The sequence below is a fragment of the Roseateles sp. YR242 genome, assembly GCF_900109745.1.
In the GTDB taxonomy this organism is placed as follows: Bacteria; Pseudomonadota; Gammaproteobacteria; order Burkholderiales; family Burkholderiaceae_C; genus Roseateles.
The window spans coordinates 1-23,367 of record NZ_FOAV01000018.1; the positions used below are offsets into that span (position 1 = coordinate 1).

The 23,367-nt window shown below is 63.8% G+C and carries 23 protein-coding genes and 1 pseudogene; 13 read left to right on the plus strand and 11 right to left on the minus strand.

Annotation, left to right across the window (positions count from 1 at the left end; all coding sequences use genetic code 11):
* Together BMY53_RS22875 and BMY53_RS22880 are read right to left on the minus strand one after the other, a co-directional pair.
* A partial coding sequence (locus BMY53_RS22875) for a transposase (protein ID WP_143074197.1) occupies nucleotides 1–251 on the minus strand: 251 nt, incomplete at its 3' end.
* Nucleotides 252–320: 69 nt separating this feature from the next.
* A complete protein-coding gene (locus tag BMY53_RS22880; RefSeq protein WP_092949061.1) occupies nucleotides 321–647 on the minus strand; it encodes a hypothetical protein in 327 nt (108 codons plus the stop codon).
* Between the two features lie 221 nt (nucleotides 648–868).
* Between BMY53_RS22880 and BMY53_RS26555 the strand changes: the two are divergent.
* Nucleotides 869–1,075, plus strand: a pseudogene (locus BMY53_RS26555) (IS3 family transposase); the annotation flags it as partial.
* A 356-nt stretch (nucleotides 1,076–1,431) separates the two neighbouring features.
* Complete coding sequence (locus tag BMY53_RS22890) at nucleotides 1,432–1,857, plus strand: hypothetical protein (protein WP_092949063.1); 426 nt, start codon at nucleotides 1,432–1,434, stop codon at nucleotides 1,855–1,857.
* A 42-nt stretch (nucleotides 1,858–1,899) separates the two neighbouring features.
* On the opposite strand, the gene BMY53_RS22895 is transcribed toward BMY53_RS22890, so the two are convergent.
* The 3 genes from BMY53_RS22895 to BMY53_RS22905 all read right to left on the minus strand — a co-directional run bounded on the left by BMY53_RS22895 (nucleotide 1,900) and on the right by BMY53_RS22905 (nucleotide 4,821).
* Entirely contained in the window at nucleotides 1,900–2,454 is a 555-nt protein-coding gene (locus tag BMY53_RS22895) for a GNAT family N-acetyltransferase (RefSeq protein WP_092949065.1), read from the minus strand.
* A gap of 58 nt (nucleotides 2,455–2,512) precedes the next feature.
* On the minus strand, nucleotides 2,513–3,256 hold the full coding sequence (locus BMY53_RS22900; RefSeq protein ID WP_092949067.1) for a class I SAM-dependent methyltransferase: 744 nt from the start codon (nucleotides 3,254–3,256) through the stop codon (nucleotides 2,513–2,515).
* Between the two features lie 566 nt (nucleotides 3,257–3,822).
* Nucleotides 3,823–4,821, minus strand: coding sequence for a phytanoyl-CoA dioxygenase family protein (locus tag BMY53_RS22905; protein ID WP_143074198.1), 999 nt, complete (start codon nucleotides 4,819–4,821; stop codon nucleotides 3,823–3,825).
* A 115-nt stretch (nucleotides 4,822–4,936) separates the two neighbouring features.
* Between BMY53_RS22905 and BMY53_RS22910 the strand changes: the two genes are divergently transcribed.
* From BMY53_RS22910 to BMY53_RS22925, 4 genes are all read left to right on the plus strand, one after another.
* Complete coding sequence (locus BMY53_RS22910; protein ID WP_092949069.1) at nucleotides 4,937–5,809, plus strand: helix-turn-helix domain-containing protein; 873 nt, start codon at nucleotides 4,937–4,939, stop codon at nucleotides 5,807–5,809.
* Nucleotides 5,810–6,063: 254 nt separating this feature from the next.
* A complete protein-coding gene (locus tag BMY53_RS22915; protein ID WP_143074199.1) occupies nucleotides 6,064–6,636 on the plus strand; it encodes a hypothetical protein in 573 nt (190 codons plus the stop codon).
* Nucleotides 6,633–6,869 carry an RNA 2'-phosphotransferase gene (locus BMY53_RS22920; protein WP_092949073.1) on the plus strand — a complete coding sequence of 79 codons (237 nt, stop codon included), beginning with the start codon at nucleotides 6,633–6,635 and terminating at the stop codon, nucleotides 6,867–6,869. The genes BMY53_RS22915 and BMY53_RS22920 overlap by 4 nt, the downstream gene beginning before the upstream one ends.
* Nucleotides 6,866–7,834 (plus strand): ADP-ribosylglycohydrolase family protein, encoded by a 969-nt coding sequence (locus BMY53_RS22925; protein WP_092949075.1) that lies wholly within the window; start codon nucleotides 6,866–6,868, stop codon nucleotides 7,832–7,834. Before BMY53_RS22920 ends, BMY53_RS22925 begins: the two co-directional genes overlap by 4 nt.
* A gap of 137 nt (nucleotides 7,835–7,971) precedes the next feature.
* Here the strand turns inward: BMY53_RS22925 and BMY53_RS22930 are convergent, their stop codons facing one another.
* Nucleotides 7,972–10,137 carry an autotransporter outer membrane beta-barrel domain-containing protein gene (locus tag BMY53_RS22930; RefSeq protein WP_092949077.1) on the minus strand — a complete coding sequence of 722 codons (2,166 nt, stop codon included), beginning with the start codon at nucleotides 10,135–10,137 and terminating at the stop codon, nucleotides 7,972–7,974.
* Between the two features lie 442 nt (nucleotides 10,138–10,579).
* On the opposite strand from BMY53_RS22930, the gene BMY53_RS22935 reads away from it, so the two are divergent.
* From BMY53_RS22935 to BMY53_RS22950, 4 genes are all read left to right on the plus strand, one after another.
* On the plus strand, nucleotides 10,580–12,433 hold the full coding sequence (locus tag BMY53_RS22935) for a diguanylate cyclase domain-containing protein (protein ID WP_177201007.1): 1,854 nt from the start codon (nucleotides 10,580–10,582) through the stop codon (nucleotides 12,431–12,433).
* 102 nt (nucleotides 12,434–12,535) lie between these two features.
* Nucleotides 12,536–12,751 carry a DUF4287 domain-containing protein gene (locus tag BMY53_RS22940; protein WP_092949081.1) on the plus strand — a complete coding sequence of 72 codons (216 nt, stop codon included), beginning with the start codon at nucleotides 12,536–12,538 and terminating at the stop codon, nucleotides 12,749–12,751.
* A gap of 68 nt (nucleotides 12,752–12,819) precedes the next feature.
* Nucleotides 12,820–15,066 (plus strand): acyl-CoA dehydrogenase, encoded by a 2,247-nt coding sequence (locus BMY53_RS22945; RefSeq protein WP_092949083.1) that lies wholly within the window; start codon nucleotides 12,820–12,822, stop codon nucleotides 15,064–15,066.
* 154 nt (nucleotides 15,067–15,220) lie between these two features.
* A complete protein-coding gene (locus BMY53_RS22950) occupies nucleotides 15,221–15,682 on the plus strand; it encodes a DUF421 domain-containing protein (RefSeq protein ID WP_092949085.1) in 462 nt (153 codons plus the stop codon).
* Between the two features lie 11 nt (nucleotides 15,683–15,693).
* On the opposite strand, the gene BMY53_RS22955 is transcribed toward BMY53_RS22950, so the two are convergent.
* The 4 genes from BMY53_RS22955 to BMY53_RS22970 form a co-directional block, all read right to left on the minus strand.
* Nucleotides 15,694–16,557 (minus strand): SDR family oxidoreductase, encoded by an 864-nt coding sequence (locus BMY53_RS22955; RefSeq protein WP_092949087.1) that lies wholly within the window; start codon nucleotides 16,555–16,557, stop codon nucleotides 15,694–15,696.
* Nucleotides 16,558–16,598: 41 nt separating this feature from the next.
* Complete coding sequence (locus tag BMY53_RS22960; RefSeq protein WP_092949089.1) at nucleotides 16,599–17,123, minus strand: hemerythrin domain-containing protein; 525 nt, start codon at nucleotides 17,121–17,123, stop codon at nucleotides 16,599–16,601.
* A gap of 83 nt (nucleotides 17,124–17,206) precedes the next feature.
* Nucleotides 17,207–17,647: a PPC domain-containing DNA-binding protein gene (locus tag BMY53_RS22965; protein WP_092949091.1), complete on the minus strand. Its 441-nt coding sequence runs from the start codon at nucleotides 17,645–17,647 to the stop codon at nucleotides 17,207–17,209.
* 64 nt (nucleotides 17,648–17,711) lie between these two features.
* Nucleotides 17,712–17,945 (minus strand): hypothetical protein, encoded by a 234-nt coding sequence (locus BMY53_RS22970; protein WP_143074200.1) that lies wholly within the window; start codon nucleotides 17,943–17,945, stop codon nucleotides 17,712–17,714.
* A gap of 125 nt (nucleotides 17,946–18,070) precedes the next feature.
* Here BMY53_RS22970 and BMY53_RS22975 point away from each other — a divergent pair, with 125 nt between their 5' ends.
* A complete protein-coding gene (locus tag BMY53_RS22975) occupies nucleotides 18,071–19,069 on the plus strand; it encodes an MBL fold metallo-hydrolase (protein ID WP_255370344.1) in 999 nt (332 codons plus the stop codon).
* A gap of 211 nt (nucleotides 19,070–19,280) precedes the next feature.
* On the opposite strand, the gene BMY53_RS22980 is transcribed toward BMY53_RS22975, so the two are convergent.
* Nucleotides 19,281–19,988 (minus strand): hypothetical protein, encoded by a 708-nt coding sequence (locus BMY53_RS22980; protein WP_092949095.1) that lies wholly within the window; start codon nucleotides 19,986–19,988, stop codon nucleotides 19,281–19,283.
* 450 nt (nucleotides 19,989–20,438) lie between these two features.
* On the opposite strand from BMY53_RS22980, the gene BMY53_RS22985 reads away from it, so the two are divergent.
* Nucleotides 20,439–21,920 (plus strand): ATP-binding protein, encoded by a 1,482-nt coding sequence (locus BMY53_RS22985; RefSeq protein ID WP_177201008.1) that lies wholly within the window; start codon nucleotides 20,439–20,441, stop codon nucleotides 21,918–21,920.
* 109 nt (nucleotides 21,921–22,029) lie between these two features.
* Nucleotides 22,030–23,358 carry an MFS transporter gene (locus BMY53_RS22990; protein WP_092949099.1) on the plus strand — a complete coding sequence of 443 codons (1,329 nt, stop codon included), beginning with the start codon at nucleotides 22,030–22,032 and terminating at the stop codon, nucleotides 23,356–23,358.
* The last annotated feature ends 9 nt before the right edge of the window (nucleotides 23,359–23,367 follow it).

Consider the following 23,367-nt stretch of genomic DNA (forward strand, 5'->3'; position numbering starts at 1 on the left):
AACGCCGCCGGCGACGGCCCCGCCTTGGCGACGACCTGACGCACGCGACGACTATGACCGTGCTCGCGCAGCCAGCGGCCGACCTGGTTGGCATTGACCCCGCAATCGCGCGCCAGGCGCGACACCGAAGCGCCTGGCTGCAGGCACAGCGCCACCAACTCGGACTTCGCCGTCTCGTCGTACACACTGCGCCCGTCGCGCTTGTGCCCGACCACCAGCCGGCGCTTGAGCTCTTCCAGATCTTCCGTCACTACGTTCCCACGTTCGTCTACGTGGGAACGTACGTTGTCAGCTCACGGCCCGCAGCTCAAGGACGCGGTTCATTGACCGCTTACGGTCAAGCGAAGGACCACCTCCGCAGCCCCCGCCTGCAACCTGACTGACCCCACGATTGGCTGGCCGCTATAGAGGGAGAACGTCCCGTGCTGCAGGAACTGTCGATTGAAGATGTCCTCACACAGCGCCACATGTAGGTCGCGCCGAAGCGCATAGTGCAAGGCGAGCCGCCGATAGGCAGCCTCCCCAAACTCCCCTCGAACGTACTTGATGGTCTTCACCAGGAACTGGCCGGTAAGCCACAAGTTCACCAAGAACCAAAGACCGTTGCTCGCTGCTGCGAATAAGAAGAAGCGGGTGTCGTGAATCAACCCGGGTTTCGCGGAGGCTCAACACTCTGAGAGGATTGAGCCATGAGCAAATCGAACAAGTTCTCACCCGAGGTGCGTGAGCGCGCGGTGAGGATAGTGCAGGAGCACCGAGGGGAGTACCCGTCGCTGTGGGCGGCCATCGAGTCCATCGCGCCCAAGATCGGCTGCGTGCCGCAGACGCTGAACGAATGGGTCAAGCGCGCAGAGGTCGACGCTGGCGGGACGGCGGTCTGGTTTGTCACTCCGATAGGGGTTCGCAATACGTCAGCATCCGCTACACAGAGAGACTGGCAGAAGCCGGCATCGAGCCGTCCGTGGGGAGCAAGGGTGACTCTTACGACAACGCCCTGGCCGAGACCATCAACGGGCTCTACAAGGCCGAGCTGATCCGTCGCCGGGCTCCGTGGAAGACCAAGGAGTCTGTGGATCAAGTGCGGGGCCTTGGTTGTCCGCTGACCGAAGGTTCTTTTGATCCGCTTGTAAAAGATATTGATGCATTCAACGAAAACGTCGATGCTGAATATCATCAGTTCATTGCCGAGGCGGCGAAGAATTCGCTAAGAAGGTATCGAGAGTTTCCTTCGCGACTGGTTTTCGAAGGTGGGGTTCAGGGCGAGATGAGCTCAAGTGGGGCAAAGTTCTCTCGGCTTTCGAAACTCTGTGTTGAACTATTGTGTGCCTCCGATGCTAATTTGAAAGAAGAATTTGAGTTAATTCTGGATATGGAGTAAAAATCGCGATCACTCGTAAATAACGGCGTGGACCATGATTAATGGAAACAAAGATGCCTGATGCCATCTTCAGTGTTGGAAACGAACAGCACTTCTCCATCGATTACGCCGGCTGCCTCAGAGAAAACTTGGTTCCGGTCCGCGTCTGGTTCAAGGGTCTGCCCATTGGCACATTGGAAGAGCCGACCTATATGCCCAGCTTCATCGCCAATCTCCGCCTCCTAATTCACCCACCTGCGGAGTCCAGAATTGGAGCGGCAAGGCTTGTCGCCTTCGGGGATACCTTCGACGATTTTCTGGTGGAAATCATCCGCGAAACGGATCATGTGCTGAACCTCAGAGTCGAACTACTGGACGCCCCTTTTCGCGCCCATCCAGCCTGGCGAAGTAGGCGGCATGTACGGGTCACCCTGGCCAAGCCGGTGTTGGTGTCGGTAGTCAACGAGATGACGGCCCGGGTGAACGCAGCGGTGGTCTGAGCGGTTCGTTAGTTGAAGCCCTCCGTAGGGGGAATGGTTTATTCATGAGGCATGAAATGCCCACTCGCGGCAAGGTTCCTCGGTCAGTTGACGCTCCAGCCTGATCATCGCCGTGCCAGTGAGTTCGTTCGGAGCACGCTCCGCCGCGGCGTAGCCGCAGCGCTCATACAGGCCGATAAGGGGCGTGTTCGTCGCGGATGTCCAGGTAGCGGAGCGCCTCAGCCCCAAGTCGCGAAACCAATCCTCGGCGCAGGAAAGCAGCAGTCTGGCGACGCCGTGCCGGCGCACCTCGGGAACCACGTAGGTGGTAGAGATCAAGCCCAGCTCGGCGTCGGCTGGGTCCGCCTCCACACGGAAGATGGTATGGCCCACCACCGCGCCACGATCGTTCTCCGCCACCACCACCCGGGCCCGGGTGGCTGCGGGATCCAGGTGCCACCGCACTCGATCGCGCAGCCAGTCCAGCGAGTACATGGCGGTCCCTTCCTTTTCGCCTTCCACCTCCACCAGCGTGGCCCTCATCCGTTGAGCAATCAGATCGATGGCGTGAGTGTCCACAGTGGCGATGTCCCGGAGGTGGAAGTGCGTTTCTGTCATGGGTGGTCTCGATTCGATGCTCAGCGTTCAATCATGCCCCTACAGCGGTTTCCTACGCTCAGCGCGATGCGAAGAACGAGTGAATGTCGAAGTTGACTTTCACCGACGGCGCGCGCTCAAGCTCCGCCACCTTGGCCAGCAGCTCGTCCGCGTAGTCCGGGCCGCCCTGCTGATCCATGTACTTGGTGACGTAGCTCGTCGACAGGAAGAACAGCGCGACTTCGCTCGGCTTGAGGTCGATGATGTTGGAGATCACGACACGTTCGGCACGGCGGAACACCTTGCTGGCCTCGATGCGTTCGAGCGTGTCGTCGTAGCGTGTGAGACGGGGGTCGCGATGCTCGGCCCACTTCAGCGCCAGTTCGCGTTCAAACAGGTCGCGCAGCGGGCCATAGGCGATCGGAAAGTCGTACTTGAAGGCGCAGAACACGCCGTCCGGCTTCAGCAGGGTTTCCATCTTGCGCAGCACCACGTCGCGGTCCATCCAGTAGAAGGCGGTCGCGCAGGTCACGAGGTCGAATTGCCGCGTCGAGGTGTACGCCTCGGCGGGGGACACCCCGAAAGTGATGCCGGGGTAGGTGGCCCGCGCCTTCTCGATCAGCGCGCCGCCGAAGTCTGAGCCTTCCACGTAGTCGAAGAAGGGCTGCAGGCGATAGGTGGAGACACCGTTGCCGCAACCGATGTCGAGGGCGGCCTCGTGGCCCGGAGCGCTTGCGACCAGGCGCTCGTACAAAGCATCCGGGTAGACGATCTTGCCGCGGACGGCTTGGTAGGCATCGGCGTGCTTGTCGAATTGCTTCATGTCAGATCTCCAGGAGTGACTGACTGTATTCGCCCTTGTGGACGAAGTTGGTCAATGCGTCGTTGTCCGGCGACGAATTGGCCAGAACCAGTCGCCTTTGGAATGGTCACCCTCGTTGCAGATCATCGCCCTGCTGATACTGGCTGCACCGCGCGGCTCTGGTTGGCTCTAAGCCGGCACGTGCGGCTCGATCCCGGCCGCGGCAGGCCTTGGATGCCCAGGAGAGACAAGGACCACTCGATGCCCTCAGCAGCGTTTTGCAGACACCGCGCCCGCAGCTGTGCACGCTACGTTGCTCGACGAGGGCCGCTACCTGGGCTTGGTGCGCACCATGTGGAAGCCGGTCCTTTGGCTGGCCCCTTCTACTTGATGACGTCCCCAGACCAAACCTGATCGGTGCGATGGCGACGGCAGAAGATGTCGAGGATAACGTACAGGTGGCGCAATGAACTATTCCGGCCAGAAGGAACAATCGACGAAGTTGCTCTGCGGAACAAAAAAAATCGATGAACCAATGTCCATCGACGTAGAAGCCCCTCGCATTAGGGGGTGACTCCGCTTAGCGGTTAGCGCCGCGAGCCTTGAGTAGGGGCAGGCCAAGGCTCGACTCCAAGGAGCTTCACCCCAAGGGGGCCGAGTTTGGCTCGCTTGTAATTCCTCCGTTCGAACTCGCGTGGGTCGCCAGGGAACGGGTCGCCCACAGGGTGTGCCTGGTCGCGCCAAATACGGAGGCGCTCCTGCCGCAGCCCTTCGTTCTCGAAATCGGCCGGGAACATCGAGATGTATTGCGCCATTCGCACCGAGTCCTTGGACCGGTTGGGGCGCACACCATGCGCCAAGAGGCTGTTGAAAATCAGAAGGTCGCCCGCATCGAGCTCGACGTTGATGATGTCGTGACCGGATACGTCCGGCTTGAAGGGATTGGAGTTGGCCGGCTGCTTGCTCCACCACTCGTCAATCTCGGCGAACACGCTCGGCACGCATTGGAACCCGCCAATCTCACCGCCCTGCTTCTTCAACGATAAGACCCCCTGCACCGAGACCGGCAGTGGGCGAACCGACGGGTCGACGTCAAAATGTATGAAGCCGTTGACCTTCCCTGAGTCACGTGCTGCCGCGTTCGGAGGGTTGAGGTTGGCACGGTCCAATGCTACCCACAGGTCTTCGCGGTCCCAGATGTCAACGAAGGCGTCGTACACCCGCTGCTCCTGCCGGGTATCCCACAGGCTCTGATGGTTGTAGACCTCCACCATGCCGGTGCCGTTCAGCTCCTTCATCGCAATCTCGCGGCGCTGTGGCTGGTACCAGGTCGACGGATTGTTAGGGTCCATCTCCTGGAACTCCCACAGCATGTTCACGACCGCCTCGAGCTTGGTCTGCGGCACTGAGTTTCGAACAACAACGTAGCCTTGAGTCACCCACTGGAGCCAGTCCGCGTCGCTCAGCACTCGCAAAGGCAACCGCTTCTGGATGTCTCGAAGTTGCGTGGTGCTGCCGCGCAGACCGGGATGGTCTCCGTGGCCGCCATAAACCGACGTGGGCGTCTTTTCGACGGGGCTGTCCATATGTCTCCTCTGGGGTTGCGCTTGTGAATGCCCCGCCAGCTTATGAAGACACCAACTGCAGCGTCTGGCCTTCACTGATACTATTGCCGCGCCAAGCAATTTCGACGACGCCACAATGCAACCGTTCTTCGAGACCGTCACTCCCGAGCCTGGTGCATCGTGGTCGTTTCTAGACCGCCGGCTTCCAAACCGGATTCCGTTCGAGTGGCACCACCACCCGGAGTTCGAGCTCACGCTCACGCTCAACAGTCGCGGCTTTCGACATGTCGGCGATGACATCTCGCCCTACGGGGAGAACGACCTGGTCCTGATGGGCCCTGGCATGGCTCATAGTTGGTGTTCGGAGGAGGCTATTGACCCGACGGAGCCGCATGTCGCTTTGGTTTGCTGGTTCACCCAGCGATGGGTTGAGTCTCTCGTCGCCGCATTTCCCGAGATGGAGTGCATCAAGGCTCTTCTCAGCAAGTCCATGCAGGGTGTGCAGTTCAGTGAACATGTCCGCAACCAGGTTGCCCCGGTCATCATCTCGATGCGCCAGGCCAGTCCACCACAACGGCTGTGCACGCTCATCTGGGTGCTCGACGTTCTTCGACAAGACTCCGAAGCCACGTGCCTTGCAAACGCCCATGAAGCATCCTCGCTCGACATCGTCGGGAGCGAACGCATGCAACGCGTGCTTAACTACTTGCATGCGAACTACACGAAGACGGTCCGCGTAGAGCAGCTTGCTGAAATGGCCTGTGTAAGCACCTCTGCTTTCCATCGAATGTTCCGTCGGCAAGCTCGCATGACCATGGTCAACTACGTCATGCGCCTTCGTGTTGGACGGGCATGCTCCTTGCTAATTAACTCGGCCGCACCGGTCTCTGTTATCGCAAGCGAGGTCGGCTACGGCAACCTGTCGCTGTTCAATCGTCAGTTCATCAGACTGAAGGGCATGTCGCCATCTGCCTTCAGGAAGTCCCACACGTCTTTGATGAGCGCCTGACCGGACGCTATGCGCCCTTGCGGACGAAGTTGATCAATGCGCCGTGTGCGGCGACGAAACGGTAGGTATGCGGTGCCCCTGCGGGCGACGAAGACGGTCGCCGGGCTTGCGAGCTGTCTCGTCTGGCCGAAGAAGAGAAGCACGGAATCGCACTTGTACCGTGCGAGCCGGCGTGACCATGGCAGACTGAGCCAGACCCGAGCAGATCGCAGCCCTCTGCGGCTGATTCCGTTGGACATCTGATGGTGGAGACCATGAACAACCTATTCATTTGTGGGGCCCTCGCCGCCGCCTTGCTCGGCTTGCCGAGCAGCAGTCGGTGCGCGGAGATCGTCCTTGAGCAATCGGCGGTTCAGTCGCTGCTGATCGAAGGACTGTTCAAGGAGGAGGGGCGGCTCTATCTGCAGAAGGGCGCTTGCTACGCCTACGTCGAGGACCCCAAGGTGTCGCTCCAGCGTGGCCGCGTGGTCATCCGCGTCCACTTGAGCAGTCGTCTGGGCGTGGTTTCGGGGCGAGACTGTCTAGGCGTGGGCTTGGCGAGTTGGGCCACAGTCTCAGCGGCTCCGGTCGCCCAAGGACACGTCGTGCGCTTGACTGAGATCCGAGTGGACGAGGTGGATGACGCCAACACACGGAGCCTCTTGAACCTGGGCCTTGCGCCGGCGTTGCCTGGTGCCGTGGAATTCGACGTCAAGAAGGCGGTCGAAGAGATGCTCAAGGGCTCAGGCCGACTTCAAGGGGAAGTGCAGGCGTTGAAGATTGACGCGGTGAGGGCCGGCGACAACAAGTTGTCTATCAACTTCGATTTCAAACTGGTGGGCAGATGATCAGGTGCCCGGAGGCGCGTGGTGCCAGTACCAGGATCCGTGCGCGGCATCATGTCCACCTGACCGCGAGCTGCGACACGGCGATCGCCGTGGGCAAGCGCTACGGAGTTCCGGTGCTGCTTCGCATCGACGCCGCGCGCATGCTCGCGGACGGCAACGTCTTCCGCTGCTCGGCGAACGGTGTGTGGCTGACTGAGGCCGCGCCGCCCCGCTATCTGGAGTTCGTGCGGTGAAGACTGTTCAACAGACGCCGTCACGCCGCGATCGGCTCGCTGGTGGTCTCGTCGGCCTGCTGATCGGGGATGCCCTCGGCGTGCCCTACGAATTTACGCCGCCCGCGGAGGTCCCGGACGCCCATGACATCGAGTTGGAGCCGCCCGCTGCATTCCAGCGCGCCCACACCGGGACACCCCCGGGTACTTGGTCGGACGACGGCGCGCAGGCGCTTTGCCTGCTCGCGAGCGTCCTCCGTCAAGATCGTCTGGACGTGGAGGATTTTGGGCGCCGCCTTGTCAACTGGAACGACCATGGGTACATGACGCCCGATGGGCGCGTCTTCGACGTCGGCATCCAGACCAGCCGGGCGCTGCAAGTCATCCGCAGGGGCGGGCTTGCCGTGACCGCAGGAGGGGCGTCAGAGAGAGACAACGGCAACGGCTCGCTCATGCGTGTCCTGCCGCTGGCGCTGTGGCACGCAGGCAGCGACGAGGAGTTGGTGAGGGACGCCTTCCTGCAGTCGCTACCCACCCACGGTCACGTGCGCTCGCAGGTCTGCTGCGCTATCTACGTGCTCTGGGCCCGTCGTCTGCTCGACGGCCAAGAGGTCGAGGCCGCGTGGCTGGATGCTGTGCGATCTACACGTGCGCTTGTGGCCGATTCGCCTGAGGCCGTCGCGCAGTTGGAGTTCCACATCCGGCCCGAAGGTGACGCGACCGGGCGCGGAACGGGCTATGTCGTCGACTCGTTGCGATCGGCACGCCAGGTGCAGTCGGCCGGCGATTACGAGGCCATCGTCCGCGCCGCCATCCAGCTTGGGAACGACACCGACACCACGGCGTGCATTGCCGGAGGCATTGCGGGAATCCGCTTTGGACTGGCCGGCATTCCGGCACGCTGGCGCGATGGTCTGCGAGGCCGCGATGTGGTGGAGCCTCTGCTGGACCAGTTGCTGTCGAGGCGCGAGCCCGGAGACCAATGACATGGAACGAACGAACTATTCCACGCCGCTGGCCTACGCTCGTTGGGGTGCCAGCAAAGCTCTGGCCGGAACGCGGCGGCACATCCTGGCGCTCATACCGCCAGTCCGGACAATGCCCGGGAAGTAATCACAGACCGCTACCACCTAAACGACACATTCACCATCCCCGCCCATCCCGAGCTTGAACTGGTGATCTTCTGATGCCCCGCCTCAAAACTGACCGCCAGCGCCTTGCGATTCCCCACCCCGATGGAGGCGCCCAGCACCTCCTCGTGGCCGCTGTGCTGGCCAATGACCGCCTGGGTGCCAATGACCGTGCCGTCCTTGCTCGCATTGACGGCAGGATTCGTTCCGAATCCTTTCAGTGCTGACGCGCGTACATACACCTGATGGGTCAGTGAGTCGCTCGTCCCCAGGTGCCGCAGTGTCAACCCCGCCTTCATCTGGCCGAACGTCGTGCGCTGCGTTTGCATCAGCACGCCCGCCGTGGTGACATTGTTATCCTTGAACATCACCGCACCGACCACCGAGGCGGACGGCTCCAGTGACAAGCCGCGGCTCAATTCAAACGGCACACCGCCTTCCAGGCTGGCGGTGGCGGCACTGGTGCGGAACCGGCCGCTACTGACACTCGGCTCCAGGCTGGTGGCGTCGTAGACCGCCCGCACCGTGGCCGCGCCGACACTGGCCGCGACATAAGCGCCGCCCCTGGTCCTGACGCTGACATGGCCGTTCACCGATGTCATGTTCGCGATGCCGTTCCCGCGAGCATAGGCATCATCCACATGCCCCTGCGTCACGCTGACGCCCGCGCGGGCCGCTCCGTTGCCAACCTGGCCGACATACCAGTCCCCGCCCAGGTTGAGCGCGGTGACGTTCTGCCGATATTGGCGGCCATTGCTCGTGTCGGTCTTGTCGTGGCTGGCCATGGGCGTCGCCCAGACATGCCGCGACGATTCGTCCGCCCGGCTCGCTGAGTTCGAGACGTTACCTGCGGTCCAATTGGAGGTTCGCAACAGCAGATTGCGCATGGCGTCCAGCGCCTCGCCAGCGGTCAGAACGGCTTCGGCAGGCAATACGGCTGCAGCGGTGGTCGGTGTGCTCGATAGATTCAGCGCCGCCGTTGACGGGCCCTCCGAAGCGCCCAGTTCCGAGGGCGACATCCCGTTGGTGTCCGTCACGGCCCAGTGATCCGCTCTGTTGGATCCAGTCTCGCCTGGCGTCACCAGGCCGCTCGCGCCCTGCAGCGTGACACGCGGTAGGTCGGTGAGAGCGATCGGCTCGATGGCTTCCGGGGTGATGCGTTCTGCCAGGGCGGGGTGGGCGGATGGCATGGTCAATACGCCGGACTTGCCACCCGTCTGCGGAACCACAGGTGTGGTCATGCCGTTGAGGTTGACGCCGCGAACATGGGCCCCTGGGCCGGTTGAGGTAAAGAGGCTGTTGCCCTGCTGCAGAGTGAAGACTGGCCGGCCTTCGGCATCCAGGCTCGGCGCAAAGACCCGGTCCGTCAGCCCGGCACGCGTGAGCGTGCTGGTGTAGGAGGCAGCGGAGGCATAGTGAACCGGCGCCGCCGTCGCCATCGCGGCGCAGACCGACAGTGAAATCGCCGACCGTCGCAGCTCGTGCGTCCGCAGGGCGCGCCGGGCCCGTGGGGCAGCGGGGCGCACTGGCATGGGCCGGGTTTTGCGCCCGGCGGGGGAGCGGCGGCTGCTCGTGGGTGTGGATTCGCGCGCCAACGGCATTGCGCGCCGCGCCGTCTCCTGCAGGAAGCGCGCATGCAGTTCGGCAGGGGCGCGTCCGTAGAAGAGCGTCTCGTTGAGGACTTGCTCGTAAGGGCCCGCCGATAGACAGCCGGGACGTGTCATGGCCTTGAAGCGGTCCTCGGGAATGGGGAGGGAGCGATAGAGCTGATGGCCGCCACGAACGGACAGCGCCGTCACGGTCAGCAGGCCGCCGTTCAGGCGCCGGATGACCCAGCGCACGCGGCGGGTCAGGGTGCCGCTCACCTGCTTGACGGCAGAGCGCAGGGCTACGTCGCGCGCGTCGCCTTCCAGTGCGCCGGTCAGTACCAGGCAGCGGGCCAGCGAAAACCGGATCAGCACCCAGCCGGACACGAGCTGGTCGCCTTGGCCCCGCCCCGTCACTTCCACCACCAGGCTGGCCGCCAGCACAGGCTGCGCGCCGTTCGGTGCCGCGAGCCGCGCCCGGCCTGGCGTGGTCGAATCTGCCTTTCTCGGGGAGCGCTTGCGGCTTCGTCGAGAGCTGGGCGCCGAATCGGTGTGGAGAGGGGCGGTTTCCATGGCTGCGCCGCGGGCGGTCGGGGGAGGTCGGGTCCGCGCGACGTCAGTCGTTCCCGGGAACTGCCCGGCTACGGATATCGGGCGCGATGATGCCTGAGGAGCAGGTGTTGCGGGCGGTTTTGGGCCGTTTCGATACAAGGAACACAATCTGTTTACGATTTAACCGCGTGCACGCCGTTCTCTTGCTCGTCCGTCGCGCGGGACGATGCTCATCGTCCTGACTTCATCCAGCAGACCGCTCGTTCCATGCCGATGTCGCCGCGTGGTCAGCGCCCGGCCGCTGCGCCGGTGAAGAAGTACGTTCGCAGCGACCTTGCGAAAAGTCAGTTCCGCGAAGGCATTGATCTCTATATTTATGGCAGTGCAGCGTTTCTTAGCCAAGGGCGCCGCATGCCGCACAGGGATGCACGAGGCGCGCAGACGCCGTTGCCCAAATGGGTCGATGGAACGTCTGAAACCGCATCCCGCCGCGCCGTTGCGTCGATTCGCCGCTTGGCTTCTAGTGGCCAATATCGTGGTTGATGGCGCCCTGCTCGGCGCCGTTTGGCAGAACCTTGTCCTGGCGCGAGCGTCCAATCAGCGTTTGGCCGAACAGGCCGCGCAAAACCTCGCCCATAGTCTCAGCCTCGACATCGACTCGGATCTCCAGATCGTGGATCGGGTGCTCCTGGCGGTCACAAGGGCGACGACAGAGGGATCAAATGACCCGCTTGGCCGCGCCCGCCTTGAGGCGGCAAGGCTGGAGCCGCTGCTCGGCGGGAACGCCTCACTTCACGTCTCTTTCACCACAGCGCGGGACGCCCCTGTCAGCGATGGCGACGATGTGAGGCCGTGTACGCTGGCGCATCGCGCCGTCGCTACGGGTGATGGTCTCACAGTGTCGGCGCCCGTTCAGTGTGGTGTCTCTGGCGACTGGTCGATTTCCATGGCGCGTCGCCTGACAGACGGTCAAGGCCGCCCGCTCGGCACCGTTATCGCCGTATTGCCGACCCTGCAGTTCCGAGCCGCGTTCAAGGCGCTTGACCTCGGCGCGCAAGGCGCCGTCTCCCTAAGAAGCGACGACATGCGCTTGATCGCCCGATATACGCCCGGTGAGCCGCCATCGCCGAAAGGCGTCGGATCGAATGCAGTATCGGAAACGCTGCGCCGCCAGTTGGCGCTGGCGCCAGGCCAGGGCAGCTATCGATCCACCACGGCGCTGGATGGCATCGAGCGCATCAATGCCTATCGACGTGTCAGCGCCTACCCACTGACGGTGATCGTCGGCGTCGGCGCGGAGGAAGTGCTGCTGACGTCGTCCGCCGAATTTCGTCGTGATCTGGCGGTGGCGGCACTGGTCATGTGGGCCATGGCCGGTCTATCCATCCACCTGTACCGCCGGCATCGCGCCGAGCGCCAGGCACGCGATGCCACGTTGCGAGTGGCGCGTGAGCAGGAGCTCCTGTTGCGCAACGAGTTGGTGGGTATGGCCAGGCTCCAGCACTGCCAAACCACATGGACCAACGAAGCGCTGGCGCTCATGTTTGGCTATGAATCGCAAGAGCTTTGGGACACGCCCATTCGGTTGCTGTATCTGGACGATTCATCCTATCGAGAAGTCTGCGACGCCGGTTACGCCGCGTTCCGCGCGGGCAAGTTGTTTCGCACTCAGTTGCAGATGCGGCGCAAGGACGGGCGCCCGGTCTGGGTAGACCTCAGCGGTACTTCCGTGGGTGAAGACGAGAGCCTGTGGATGCTGGCCGACATCGACGCACTCAAACAAAGCGAAGAAGAGGCGCTTCAGCTGTCTCGCCTGGACATGCTCACTGGCTTGCCAAACCGACGAGGGCTGGAAGCCTGGATCGCGGAATTCATGCCGCGACGCTCACCGTCGGACGTTATGGCCGTGGCCTACATGGATCTGGACGGATTCAAGCCCATCAACGATGCGCTTGGCCATGATGCTGGCGATGAGGTGCTTCGGATTGTGGGAGCGCGGCTATCCAGTGCCTTGCGCGAGGGGGACCTGGCGGTACGTCTGGGCGGGGACGAGTTTTCATTGACGCTGACGAGCGTTTCCGGCGAGCAAGAGGCGACGGCGGTCTTGCATCGACTGCGAGAGGTGATCAGCCGGCCGATGCGCCTGAGCGGAGGACAGTCTATACATGTCGACGTCAGTGTCGGACTGGCGATGGGGAGAATCGGCGATGCAATTTCGCAGCTGATGCATGCTGCGGACGAGGCGCTTTACGCCGCAAAGCGCGCAGGCAAAGGGCGAGTGGTGATAGGGGTGGCAGAGCCCGATAAGCTTCAGTAAGCTCCAACGAATCGGTGCCAACTGCAAGGTGTTGAATTGGGTCTTAGAGCGATTGGCGCCCGCCGGCCAGGATAGGCATTCCCCCAACCGGAGATCCTGCGTATGGCTACCCCACCCCCCGTCAAAGGTCCTGCGTCGTACTTTCCCTCCATCGAAAAAACATACGGCCACCCCATTGCCTACTGGATGCAACTGTTGCAGCAAGCTGGCTCCCTCAAGCACATGGAACTGGTGAACCTGCTCAAGACGGAGCATGGTTTGGGTCACGGCCACGCCAATGCGTTGGTGGCTTGGCACATAAGCCAGAAGCAGCCGTAAGCTCGTCCTACACGCGGGCGCGGCCGGGGCTGACGTTGGCAACAGGCTGCCAGCGCTAGCCTTGCTCCATGGGACTGCACCAACTCATCGGGCGCCTGGCTATGGCGCCGTTCGCCAAAGCCTTGCCCGCCATGGGCGATACGGAACGCGCTGCGCTCGAAGCCGGTACCGTTGGCTTTGAAGGGCAACTCTTTGCGGGCCAGCCGGATTTCGATGTATTGGCGGGACAAGGTCCCAACCGCCTGACCGAAGACGAGCGTCGCTTCCTCGACCAGGAGGTGAACACACTCGTCGGCATGCTGGACGACCACGCCATCGACGAAGCCGGCGACCTGCCGCCCGAGGTGTGGCAATACCTGCGCGAGAACCGCTTTTTCGGGATGATCATTCCCAAGGAATACGGCGGCCTGGGTTTCGGCCATTACGCGCATGCCGAGGTAGTGACCCGCATCGCCACCGTCAACACCGCTTGTGCAGTGACGGTCATGGTGCCCAACTCACTGGGCCCGGCCGAACTGCTCCTGCGTTATGGCACGCCGGCACAGCAGCAACATTACCTGCCTCGCCTGGCCGACGGCCGCGAGCTGCCCTGTTTCGGCCTGACTTCGCCCTACGCGGGGTCGGACGCAGCCTCCATCCCCGACCGAGGTGTTCTCACCGAACGCATCATCGATGGCCGGCCGGTGCGCGGCTTCAATGTGCGCTTCGACAAGCGCTACATCACGCTCGCCCCCGTGGCCAGCGTCGTGGGCCTGGCCTTCCAGGCAGTGGACCCCACACGGCCCGACGGCCAGCAGGAGCTCGGCATCACCTGCGCATTGCTGCCGGTGCCGACGCCCGGCATGGAAATCGGTCACCGTCACCGCCCCATGGACTCGGCCTTCATGAACGGGCCGATTCGCGGCAAGGACGTATTTGTGCCGATGGATTGGGTGATCGGCGGCGAGGAGCGGGTGGGTCAGGGCTGGCGCATGCTGATGGAGTGCCTGGCCGCTGGCCGCGCCATCTCGCTGCCGGCCCTGGGTGCCGCCATGCAGCAGACGGCGCTGTTCGTGGTCAACGGCTACGGGCAGGTACGTGAACAGTTTGGCTTGCCCATCGGGCGTTTCCACGCCATTGCAGGCATCACCGCGCAGATGGCCGCCAGGCTCTATGCCACCGATGCCGCCCGGCGCTACACCGCTGCGGTGCTTGATGAAGGCGAGCGTCCCAGCGTGGCCAGCGCCATCCTCAAGGTGCAGTTGACCGAAGCGGGTCGCCGAGCCGTCAACGATGGCATGGATGTCCTGGGGGGCAAGGGCATCATTGCCGGCCCGCGCAACCTGCTGGGTGTGGCTTATCGCCATGCTCCCATCGCCATCACGGTGGAAGGCGCAAATCTGCTGTCACGGGCGCTGATCATCTTCGGCCAGGGGGCGACACGTTGCCATCCTTTTGTGCTGGAAGAAATGGCGGCTGTACAGGCGCAGGATCCTGAGCGGCTGGGCCGCGCGCTCGTGGGGCACGTCGGCCACGTGATGCGCAACCTCTGGCGAAGCCTGGCGCACACGCCTTTGTTGGGGGAGCCACCTGCCGATCTGCGCGCCGAGGCCAAGCTGATCGCCTCGCTTTCCGCACGCTACGCGCTCACCGCTGATCTCGCCATGGGTTTACTGGGGGGGAAGCTCAAGCGCATGGAGTTGTTGTCGGCACGCTTGGGCGATGTGCTTGCCTGCCTGTACCTCGCTTCCGCCAGCGTGTGGCGCTATCAGGTGGAGAACGACCCGGCGGTGCTGCCGGTTGCACGCGCGGCCATCCGCCAGCAATTGCATGAGGCCGCCACGCTGCTGGGCGAGCTTTACGCCAATCTGCCATCGCGCCTCCTGCGCGGGATGGCATCGATGTTTCTGCACGGCACCCGGCATCTCGCCCCGCTGCGGGACCGGGAGGCCATTGCGTTGGCTGATGCCTTGCGCACACAGCCGGCCCTGATTCGCAAGCTATGCCCGGACGTCTCTCAGCCCAAGCGCGGCGGCTTGCTCGACCTGATGCGCGCCCTCGACGCAGCCCAAGCGCTGGGTGACGAAGTGGCTGAACTCAATAAGGCGCTGCGCCGCTCGGGCTCACTGGAGGCGGTGGCGCGTGGGTCTCGCCATCCTGACTTGGCCCTGGCCTACCTGCGCGCCGCCGAGCAGGTGATTCGAGTGGACGAGGACCAAGGCGGATCGCCCGCCAATAGCAGCCGAGTGGAGACAGGCCGCGCCTCGGAAGCTCGCAGGGCTGGTGCCCTTGCGGACGAAGCTCCCGAAATGGCGCTGATGAGCCGTTCCGTTTGAGTCGGTTCGGATTGTGTCTCAACGGCCAGTCGCTGGTCGATGAAAGCGAGCGGAACATCGACGCGCAGGTCTGTGCGTTGCCCTGACGTCTCAGCGCGCTGCGGTCGCAGCATTCGGCTCTGGACCGCAGGCACGCCTACAGGAGAACGCGGCAATGTTCGAAATGCAGATCAGCCCCTGGGAGCTGCTGGCGCGAGCGGCCCTCATTTATGGCGCTCTACTGGTGATGGTGCGCGTGTCCGGAAAACGGACGGTCGGCCAGTTCACCCCGTTTGACCTGCTGGTGGTGATGCTGCTGAGTGAGTCCGTGAGTAATGGACTGAGCGGCGGCGAGAACTCGGTCGTTGGTGCCTGGATCCTTGCGGCGGCCTTGATCGCGATGAACAGCACCCTTGCGTTTCTCGGTTCTCGAAGCAAGCGTTTCGAGCATTGGATCGAAGGATCGCCCGTACTCGTGGGACGAGATGGCCGCTGGTTCAACGATGTCTTGCGACGTCACCGGCTCAGCGGCGCGGATGTGGAGAAAGCGCTGCGGGAGTGCGATTGCTCGCTGGCGGACATGAAGATGGCGGTGTTGGAGAGTGATGGGAGCATCAGCATCGTCAAGAAAACTTGAGGCTTGTGGCCTCATGGGTCACCACGTCCACCGGAGGCGCCATACACCTGCCCGGTGGCGTAGCTGGATTCTGCAGACGCCAGCAGGACATACACCGCAGCCAGCTCCGCAGGTTGACCTGCTCTCCCCATGGGCGTCTCGGTACCAAATTTCTGCAACTTCTCCTGCGTCTGGCCGCCACACACCTGCAACGGCGTCCAGAACGGGCCGGGGGCAACCGCGTTGACGCGGATGCCTTGCTTGGCCAACTGTTTGGCCAGGCCCTTGGTGAAGATCAGGATCGCGCCTTTGGTAGAGGCATAGTCCAGCAGGTTTTCGCCGGGGTCATAGGCGTTGACGGACGCCGTGTTGATGATGGAGCTGCCCGCCGCAAGATGAGGAACGGCCGCCTTGCAGAGCCAGAACGGGGCATAGATATTGGTCTTGAATGTCCAGTCGAACTGCTCGGTGCTGATGTCCAGAATCGATTCATGGCTCTGTTGGCGGGCCGCGTTGTTCACCAGAATGTCCAGGCCGCCCAATTCCGTCACGGCGTTCGCCACCAGTTGCTCGCAGAAGGCTTCATCGCGCAAGTCACCCGGTAGGGCGACCGCCTTGCGTCCCGCAGAGCGGATCAGTTCGATCACTTCCTTCGCGTCCGGCTCCTCCGCCGGCAGGTAGTTGATGGCCACATCGGCGCCCTCTCGGGCAAACGCGATCGCGGCGGCGCGGCCAATCCCGCTGTCGCCCCCGGTAATCAATGCGCGGCGGCCAGTGAGGCGGCCGTGCCCCACATAACTGCTTTCCCCGTGATCGGGCCGCGGTGTCATCTCGCTGGCGAGGCCCGGCCAGGGCTGTGATTGCTTGGGAAAAGCGATCTTGCTCGTGGACGTCATCGAAATACTCCTGATGTTTGGGCCGAAAGCCTCGCCGCTGATCAGTGCTTGGCCTGCTCCTGCGCCAGCAATTCTTCCTTGCGCTGCGCGATGCGTTCGCCCAGTTCGGCCATATCCAAGCCTGACTTCTTCGCCTTGGGGAACATCTCGTTTTGCTCCTCCTTGACGTGGTGCTTGACCCACTCGCTCATGACCTTGACCTTGGCGTCATAGTCTTCGCCGCCAGGCTCGACGCCTTCAACGGCAGCGATCAGGTCCTTGATGCTTTGGTGCTCTACCCGCGCTTCGGGGACGAGCTCCTTGTCCTTCAGCGCTGCCTGAACTTCCGGATAGAAGATCTCTTCTTCCACCTGAGCGTGCACGGTCAGTTCCAGGCAGATCTGTGCGACCAGCTGCTTCTTCTTCGCCGTGGAGCGAGATTTCTCGAACTGGTCGAAGAGCTCACTGACCAGCTTGTGATCTGCGCGCAGCAAGGCGACGGCATCCGGCGTCTTGGTACGGGGGGCCGCTGCGCTGCGGGTGGCGGTTTTGCGGCTGGGTTGGGTTCTGGGCGTGGTGGACGGCATGGAAGTTCTCCTGGCGATGATGGCTGGGTTCGGCGAGCCACGTTGGTCCGCCTCAGCAACTGATCTGGCAAGCCCGATGCCCACTAGCGCGCGGTGGGGTCGATGAGGCTGATGCCCGATGCTGCGTCGAAGCGCCGGCGGAGATGCGTGGGCGCGTCGCTGGCGATGACCTCCAGCGTCGGGCGCACGTGCGCCTCCAGCAGATGCCCGCCAACGGTGGACCCATCCCGCCGGCCGAGCACGGCGTGCAGATGGACTTTGGGCGTATCGCCGTCCAGGGCGATGTCGCCGAGCAGCGAAAGCACCTGGACCTGCTCATCCACAGGGATTCGCAGGTACTCCTTGCGCTCCCAGTCGAAGTAGCCCACGACAGCGCTTTCAAATGCGCCGATGGCGCGCAGGCTGCATGCGGTCAGGGCGTTTTCCTGCGCAAAGCGCTGCAGCACCGTCATCACTTCGTCGCCGGTCTCGAACACCAGAACGAAAGTCCGTTCAGGCACGTCGGTCAATTTCCTGGCTTTCATCAGCCGCTCCCGCAGGTCTTGAAATGCACGCTGCAGAGCAAGCGGGACGCCCGAGAGAGATTCCCTAGTCTCGCTGCTTCGACACCCGCCGCACCTCGCCGTCGTACCGGCCCTTGCTTACGCTGTTCCGGTCCACACACCGTTGATATTCGGCCTGGTTGGGCTGCGAAAGACACTGGGTGCGAGACGCCGCCTGGAGGGGCTCGTAGAGCCCATCCGGCGTCACGCCACAGCCGGCCAAGCCAAGCACCAGACCGAAGGCGGCGATGCGCCGCATGGCGAAGTGATGATCGTACATGGGCGAACTGTAGCCTTGGAGGCCGTAGGCGCGAAGGCGGTGCCAAAGCATCGGCCAATTGGGGGTGCGCGTTTGCGGCCTCCTCAGCCACGATGGCCGGCTACAACGACCGCATGGAGTCTGCGATGAGTTTCGCCACCAGCCTCGCCCGTGGCGCGGGTGCACTTCTTCTGGGTTTGCTGGCCCACACCCTCACCCTGGCCGCTGCCGATGTCTCGCAGGTCCCGCCGCCGGGCATCTATCGCTTCAGAGTCGGGCAGCTGGATGTGACGGCGCTGTCGGACGGCACGCATCCGTTTCCGGTCGACACGGTCATGGTCGGCGCAAGCGGGCCGGAAATCGGAGACGCCCTGGAGCACGATTTCCTCGACCGACCGCCGGCGGGTTCCATCAATGCCTTCCTCATCAACACAGGGAAGAGGCTGATTCTTGTGGATGCAGGCGCAGGCGCGCTGTACGGCGATTGTTGCGGGCAGGTGGTGCAGCAAATTAGGGCTGCGGGCTACTTGCCGGAGCAGGTGGACCTGGTGCTCCTCACCCATCTGCACAAGGACCACGTAGGCGGTATCACCAGCGGCGGGCGGGCGGTTTTCCCCAACGCGGTGGTGAGGGCCTCAAAGACTGATGTGGACTATTGGACTTCAGCCGCCGCCAAGGCAAAGGCGCCGGAGTTCCTGTCGACGTTCTTCGATGCGGCAGCCGCTTCGCTGGCGCCCTACAAGGCGGCGGGACGGCTGCAACCGATCTCCGGGCCCGGCCCCATCGAAGATGGAGTGGAGGTGCTGGCCTCGCCGGGGCACACCCCCGGCCACCTGAGCTTTGCATTCACCAGCCGGGGGCAGACGCTTGTGGTGGTCGGCGACTTGGTCCACGTGGCGGCTCTGCAGCTCCCGCATCCAGAGGTCACGGTGACGTACGACTCGGACGGTGCCGAAGCGCGCAAGACACGGGTCGGCCTGCTTCAATCGGCCGCAGAGAGGTGCTACCTCGTGGCGGCGGCCCACATCTCCTTCCCGGGCGTGGGCCACGTCCGCAAGGCCGGTAATGCCTTTGAATGGGTGCCGCTGAACTATGAAGCGGCGCCGACACGGGTGAAAGGTGCCACGCTCGAAAAGTCCCCTTGAGTCGAAGGGACCTGCTGCACAACGCCTCGCAGCCGATGGCCTCGCTTTCCCAAGAACTTCTGCATAGCTCCTCGCGGCCGATTTGACCCCGCTTCGGGCGGTCCGCAGCGTTGCAAATCCTCGCCATAGCGCCCGCTATGGCTGTGGTTTGCGCCTTGCGTCCCATCCGAATCAGAGTCACCTCGGCTCGCGGGAGTTATGCAGACGTTCCCTAGCGCTTTCTCACAAACGCTGCATAGTCACCCGTTTCGAACGCGCGCTGGAACTGTTCGGCCACGGCTTGCGCCTTGGCGCGTTGAGGCGAGCCCTCGGGCCAACGCTCCAGCACTTCGGAGGCATAGCTGCCGTCACAGACGCTGCTGTACAGGCAACTGGTCATCAAACGAAGATCCTCCGACTGGTTCTGCTGATCGGTGCTCGCGTTGAAGGCTGCCAGCGTCATTGCACGGGCCAGGAGGTCCCGGTTCTCCGGCGTATTCAGCTCATCGTCCCGAAACCGGTATCGGCTTCGAAGAACCACCGCAGCACTTTGAAGCTGTCCTTGCTCGGCCAGCGCCTTCAAGCTGGTGGCCAGGTCTTTGCTCGGATCCAGAAGCAATTGCATGGCTTCCTGATACGCCTTTGCTGAGCTGTCATCAGACTTCGGTTGATCGCTCTCCAGATCATCGGCAAAGGGGCGGCATCGGGCTTCAATCTTCTGGGCGCTCATCGCCTGAAGCGACTCAGCGTGCCCCTCTCGGCCCACATTCCTGGCCCGTTGGGAGGCCCGCAGCGACGCATAGGCCGGATCGGTGTATCGCTGCAGTGCCTGGAGCGCCTCTCGGCACTGGTACGTGACCTGCTCCGCCATGGCATAGGCGCCCGGGCCGCCCTGCTGCCGCATCTGGGTGACGAAGGCCAGCGGGTTTGGCGAGGTCATGCCTATCGCCAACGGATTCCGTTGCGCCGGCGGCGTCTTTTGCGAATCGTCCTTCGGCGTGAGCTCGGGCCTTCCCAGCTGCACGGTGGGCCCGTCATGGGCTTGGGCGGCGGCGCCGTCTGCCGACCTGCGCGTTCCATCAGCCGCATCGTCAGAGGAGCGCTTGAGAACAAATGCCCCTCCCGCCATCAAGACGAAGGCCGCCAGAATTACCACCGTCCACTTGCTGACGGGAATGGGGAATCTCATTGGAAGGTGTTCTCAGAAGTGTTGTTGATGGACGGGGCTCAAAAGGGCGACGGTACCTTCCTGGCTGAGCCAGGTCGATCCGGGTCGATCCGGGTCGATCCAGGGGACGCCAAATCTTGTAACGCGCCCCGCTGGCGATCTCCCCCTCGACCAGCTAGCATCCTGACCCGTATCTTTTGCGATGAAACATCCTCGCGCCCCATGATTGCTGGTCCGGACGTTCAGGTCTATGTGTTTGACGGCTTCACGCTTGACGTGAGCCGTCGCTCGCTGTCGCTTGGACCCAACGAAGTGACCCTGGGCAGCCGGGCACTGGACCTGCTCATCGCGCTGGTGGAACAGGCGGGGGACGTGCTGAGCCGGGAGCACCTGGTGGCGCGTGTCTGGCCACGCACCATCGTGGAGGACTCCAGCTTGCGTGTGCATGTGGCCGCGCTGCGCAAGGCGCTGGGGGAGAGGGACAGCGGACGCGGCTATATCGCCAATGTGCCGGGCCGCGGCTACAGCTTCGTCGCCCCTGTGGTGCGCCAACGCCGCAGCCAGCCAACCCCGGCTACGGCGTCGCCAGTTGCCACCGTGCCGTCCCGGCCGCTGCTGCCTCGCCTCATCGGCCGTGAACCGACCCTGATCACCCTCTCGACGATGCTGCAGCGCTGCCCCATCGTGAGCCTGGTCGGCCCGGGCGGCATGGGCAAGACCAGCGTGGCCCAGCAGGCGCTGGCCCGTTTTGCTCCGGGCTTCGCCAGCGGTGGCAGCTGGATCGACCTGTCGCAGGTCGCCATCGGCGGGGTTTTCCCCCACGTGGCCGTGGCGCTGGGTCAGCCTGGCGCGAGCCTGCCCACGCTGGCCGCTGCCTTGCGGCAGACCGAGCAACTGATCATCCTGGACAACTGCGAGCATGTGCTGGAAGAGGCCGCCACGCTGGCCGAAGCCATCACCGGCCAGGCGCCCCAGGTGCGCCTGATCTGCACCAGCCGCGAGCCGTTGAACGCGACCGGCGAGCATGTGCTGCGCCTGGAACCGCTCGCCACCGTGCCCGCCCAGGCGCAGACACTGGCGGAGGCATTGCAGTTCTCCGCCCTGGCCCTGTTTGTGGAACGCGCCCGTGCAGCGGCGGATACGGTGGTGTTCGACGATGCCGACCTGCCAGACCTCCGTGAACTGTGCCGCCAGCTCGACGGCGTCCCGCTGGCCCTGGAACTGGCGGCCTGGCGCATACCGGCCGTCGGCCTGAAGGGCCTGCTGGCACGGCCGGAGGATTGGCTGCTGCTGCTGAACCGCGGCCGCCGAGGCGCCCAGCCACGTCACCAATCCCTGCGCGCCACGATGGACTGGAGTTACGGGCTGCTCGACGACGCGGAGCGCCAGGTGCTGTGCGGCCTGGCCGTGTTTGACGCGCGCTTCTCGCTGACCAGCGCGGCCGCCGTGGCGGCACGGCCGCCTGGGCCCGCCAGCGTCGAAGAAATCGTGCTGCGCCTGGTGGACAAATCCCTGCTGCAGCCCTGCTTGCACGGGCTGGGCACCGACGATGGCCCTTGCTACCAACTGCCGCACGCCGTACGTCTGTACGCGCTGGAACGCTTGGCCGAGTCGCCGGAGGCTGGCGCTGTCCACGCCCGCCATGCGCTGGATCTGCAACGCCTGGCCGTCCGCACCGGCGCGGCAACGGCGAACGCAGCCTGAATGCAGGACGCGGCGGCGATGTGAATCGTCGTGAATCCTGGGTGCGCAATGCCTGTGACGCTGACGCCATGGCTTATGGTCCGGCGCTCCAAGGAACAGGAAGCAGATTTTGGCCGCCATTCACGACTCGCCCGGCATCGCATCGCAGTTGGACCGATTGCCACTGACACGGATGCATGTCGGCCTGGTGCTGGTCTGTACCCTGGCAATGGCTGCGGCCATCAGCGAGATGTCGCTCAGCGGGGCCTTGTCGGCCATCTTCTCCAGCGGGGCCAACAAGGCCTCTGCGGGCGAGTTGTCCGCGCTGCTGTCCTCGGTCTACGTGGGGGCGGTCATTGGCGCGCCGCTGTTCGGCTGGCTGGCCGACCGGATCGGCCGCAGGCGGGTGTTGATCGGTGTGCTGCTGTGGACCACCGTCACCTCGTTCGCCGCAAGCTTTGCGCACAACATACTGGAACTCACGGTCTGCCGCGGCCTGTCGGGCCTGGCGTTGGGCGTGCTGCCGCCGCTGGTGATTGCTCTCCTGGCCGACGTACTGCCTCCGAAACACCGCGGCGAGATGACGTTCTGGTGCATTGCGTTGTCCACCGTAGGCCCCTTGTGCACGCTGATGTTCCTGCACGGCATGAGCACCTCCTCCTGGCATGGCGGTGAAGCTTGGCGGCTGACCTTCGGCGTGCTGGGGCTGCTGTGTCTGCTGACGGCCGGGGCCACCGCGCTGCTGCCCGAGTCCCCACGGTTCCTGGAAGTACGAGGGCGTTTGGCGCAAGCCGCGCTTGCCTTGAGCCGCTTCGAGCATTCGAGGGCGGTGTCCTGGCCAGGGGCATCATCAACCGCCGCGTCTACCGCCATCACCGCATCCGACCCCGCACAAGCCGCCGGCCCGCAACGCCAGGTCTACGCCTTGTTCGCGCTCAGCCCCTGGGCGACTGCTTCGTTCCCCATCCTGTCCGGTGCGGTGCTGACGCAGCGCGGCTTTGCGCTCAACGACGCCTTGATGGTGGTGGGTGTCTCCATGGCCGGCCCAATGGCAGGCAACATCATCAGTTCCATGAGCCTGGATCGCATCGACCGGCGGTACGGCCTGGCCGGCTGCTCCGTGGTGATGCTGCTGGCGGGTGCCGTGTTCGTGTCGTCCACCGTGGGCTGGCAGGTCCTGGCCGCCGCCGCCGTGTTTGGCATGGTGACGTCCATCTACCTCGCGACGCTGAACCTCTACGCCGCCGAACTCTTCCCGACCCAAGGCCGAGGCCGCCGGCTGTCCAGTGCCTGGGCGCTGAACCGTGTCGGTGCGGCAGTAGCGCCGCTGTTGCTGGTGCCGTTGCTGCGCAACCAGGGCGCTGAAGCCATGTTCGCTGTGATCGCGTGCACCGTGGTGGCGGCCATTGCCGTGACCTGCCTCTCCCCGCGTGGCCGGCAGCGGCAGGCAGTGGCCTGAGTGCGTGCA

Bases quoted from the DNA above. Each gene is read 5' to 3' on its own strand.
- BMY53_RS22970 (WP_143074200.1), bottom strand. From the start codon at position 17,945: ATGTACGATCATCACTTCGCCATGCGGCGCATCGCCGCCTTCGGTCTG.
- BMY53_RS22915 (WP_143074199.1), top strand. From the start codon at position 6,064: ATGAACAACCTATTCATTTGTGGGGCCCTCGCCGCCGCCTTGCTCGGC.
- BMY53_RS22920 (WP_092949073.1), top strand. From the start codon at position 6,633: ATGATCAGGTGCCCGGAGGCGCGTGGTGCCAGTACCAGGATCCGTGCG.
- BMY53_RS22905 (WP_143074198.1), bottom strand. From the start codon at position 4,821: ATGGACAGCCCCGTCGAAAAGACGCCCACGTCGGTTTATGGCGGCCAC.
- BMY53_RS22955 (WP_092949087.1), bottom strand. From the start codon at position 16,557: ATGACGTCCACGAGCAAGATCGCTTTTCCCAAGCAATCACAGCCCTGG.
- BMY53_RS22900 (WP_092949067.1), bottom strand. From the start codon at position 3,256: ATGAAGCAATTCGACAAGCACGCCGATGCCTACCAAGCCGTCCGCGGC.
- BMY53_RS22980 (WP_092949095.1), bottom strand. From the start codon at position 19,988: ATGACCTCGCCAAACCCGCTGGCCTTCGTCACCCAGATGCGGCAGCAG.
- BMY53_RS22935 (WP_177201007.1), top strand. From the start codon at position 10,580: ATGGAACGTCTGAAACCGCATCCCGCCGCGCCGTTGCGTCGATTCGCC.
- BMY53_RS22930 (WP_092949077.1), bottom strand. From the start codon at position 10,137: ATGGAAACCGCCCCTCTCCACACCGATTCGGCGCCCAGCTCTCGACGA.
- BMY53_RS22975 (WP_255370344.1), top strand. From the start codon at position 18,071: ATGAGTTTCGCCACCAGCCTCGCCCGTGGCGCGGGTGCACTTCTTCTG.
- BMY53_RS22960 (WP_092949089.1), bottom strand. From the start codon at position 17,123: ATGCCGTCCACCACGCCCAGAACCCAACCCAGCCGCAAAACCGCCACC.
- BMY53_RS22890 (WP_092949063.1), top strand. From the start codon at position 1,432: ATGCCTGATGCCATCTTCAGTGTTGGAAACGAACAGCACTTCTCCATC.
- BMY53_RS22910 (WP_092949069.1), top strand. From the start codon at position 4,937: ATGCAACCGTTCTTCGAGACCGTCACTCCCGAGCCTGGTGCATCGTGG.
- BMY53_RS22950 (WP_092949085.1), top strand. From the start codon at position 15,221: ATGTTCGAAATGCAGATCAGCCCCTGGGAGCTGCTGGCGCGAGCGGCC.
- BMY53_RS22985 (WP_177201008.1), top strand. From the start codon at position 20,439: ATGATTGCTGGTCCGGACGTTCAGGTCTATGTGTTTGACGGCTTCACG.
- BMY53_RS22965 (WP_092949091.1), bottom strand. From the start codon at position 17,647: ATGAAAGCCAGGAAATTGACCGACGTGCCTGAACGGACTTTCGTTCTG.
- BMY53_RS22895 (WP_092949065.1), bottom strand. From the start codon at position 2,454: ATGACAGAAACGCACTTCCACCTCCGGGACATCGCCACTGTGGACACT.
- BMY53_RS22945 (WP_092949083.1), top strand. From the start codon at position 12,820: ATGGGACTGCACCAACTCATCGGGCGCCTGGCTATGGCGCCGTTCGCC.
- BMY53_RS22940 (WP_092949081.1), top strand. From the start codon at position 12,536: ATGGCTACCCCACCCCCCGTCAAAGGTCCTGCGTCGTACTTTCCCTCC.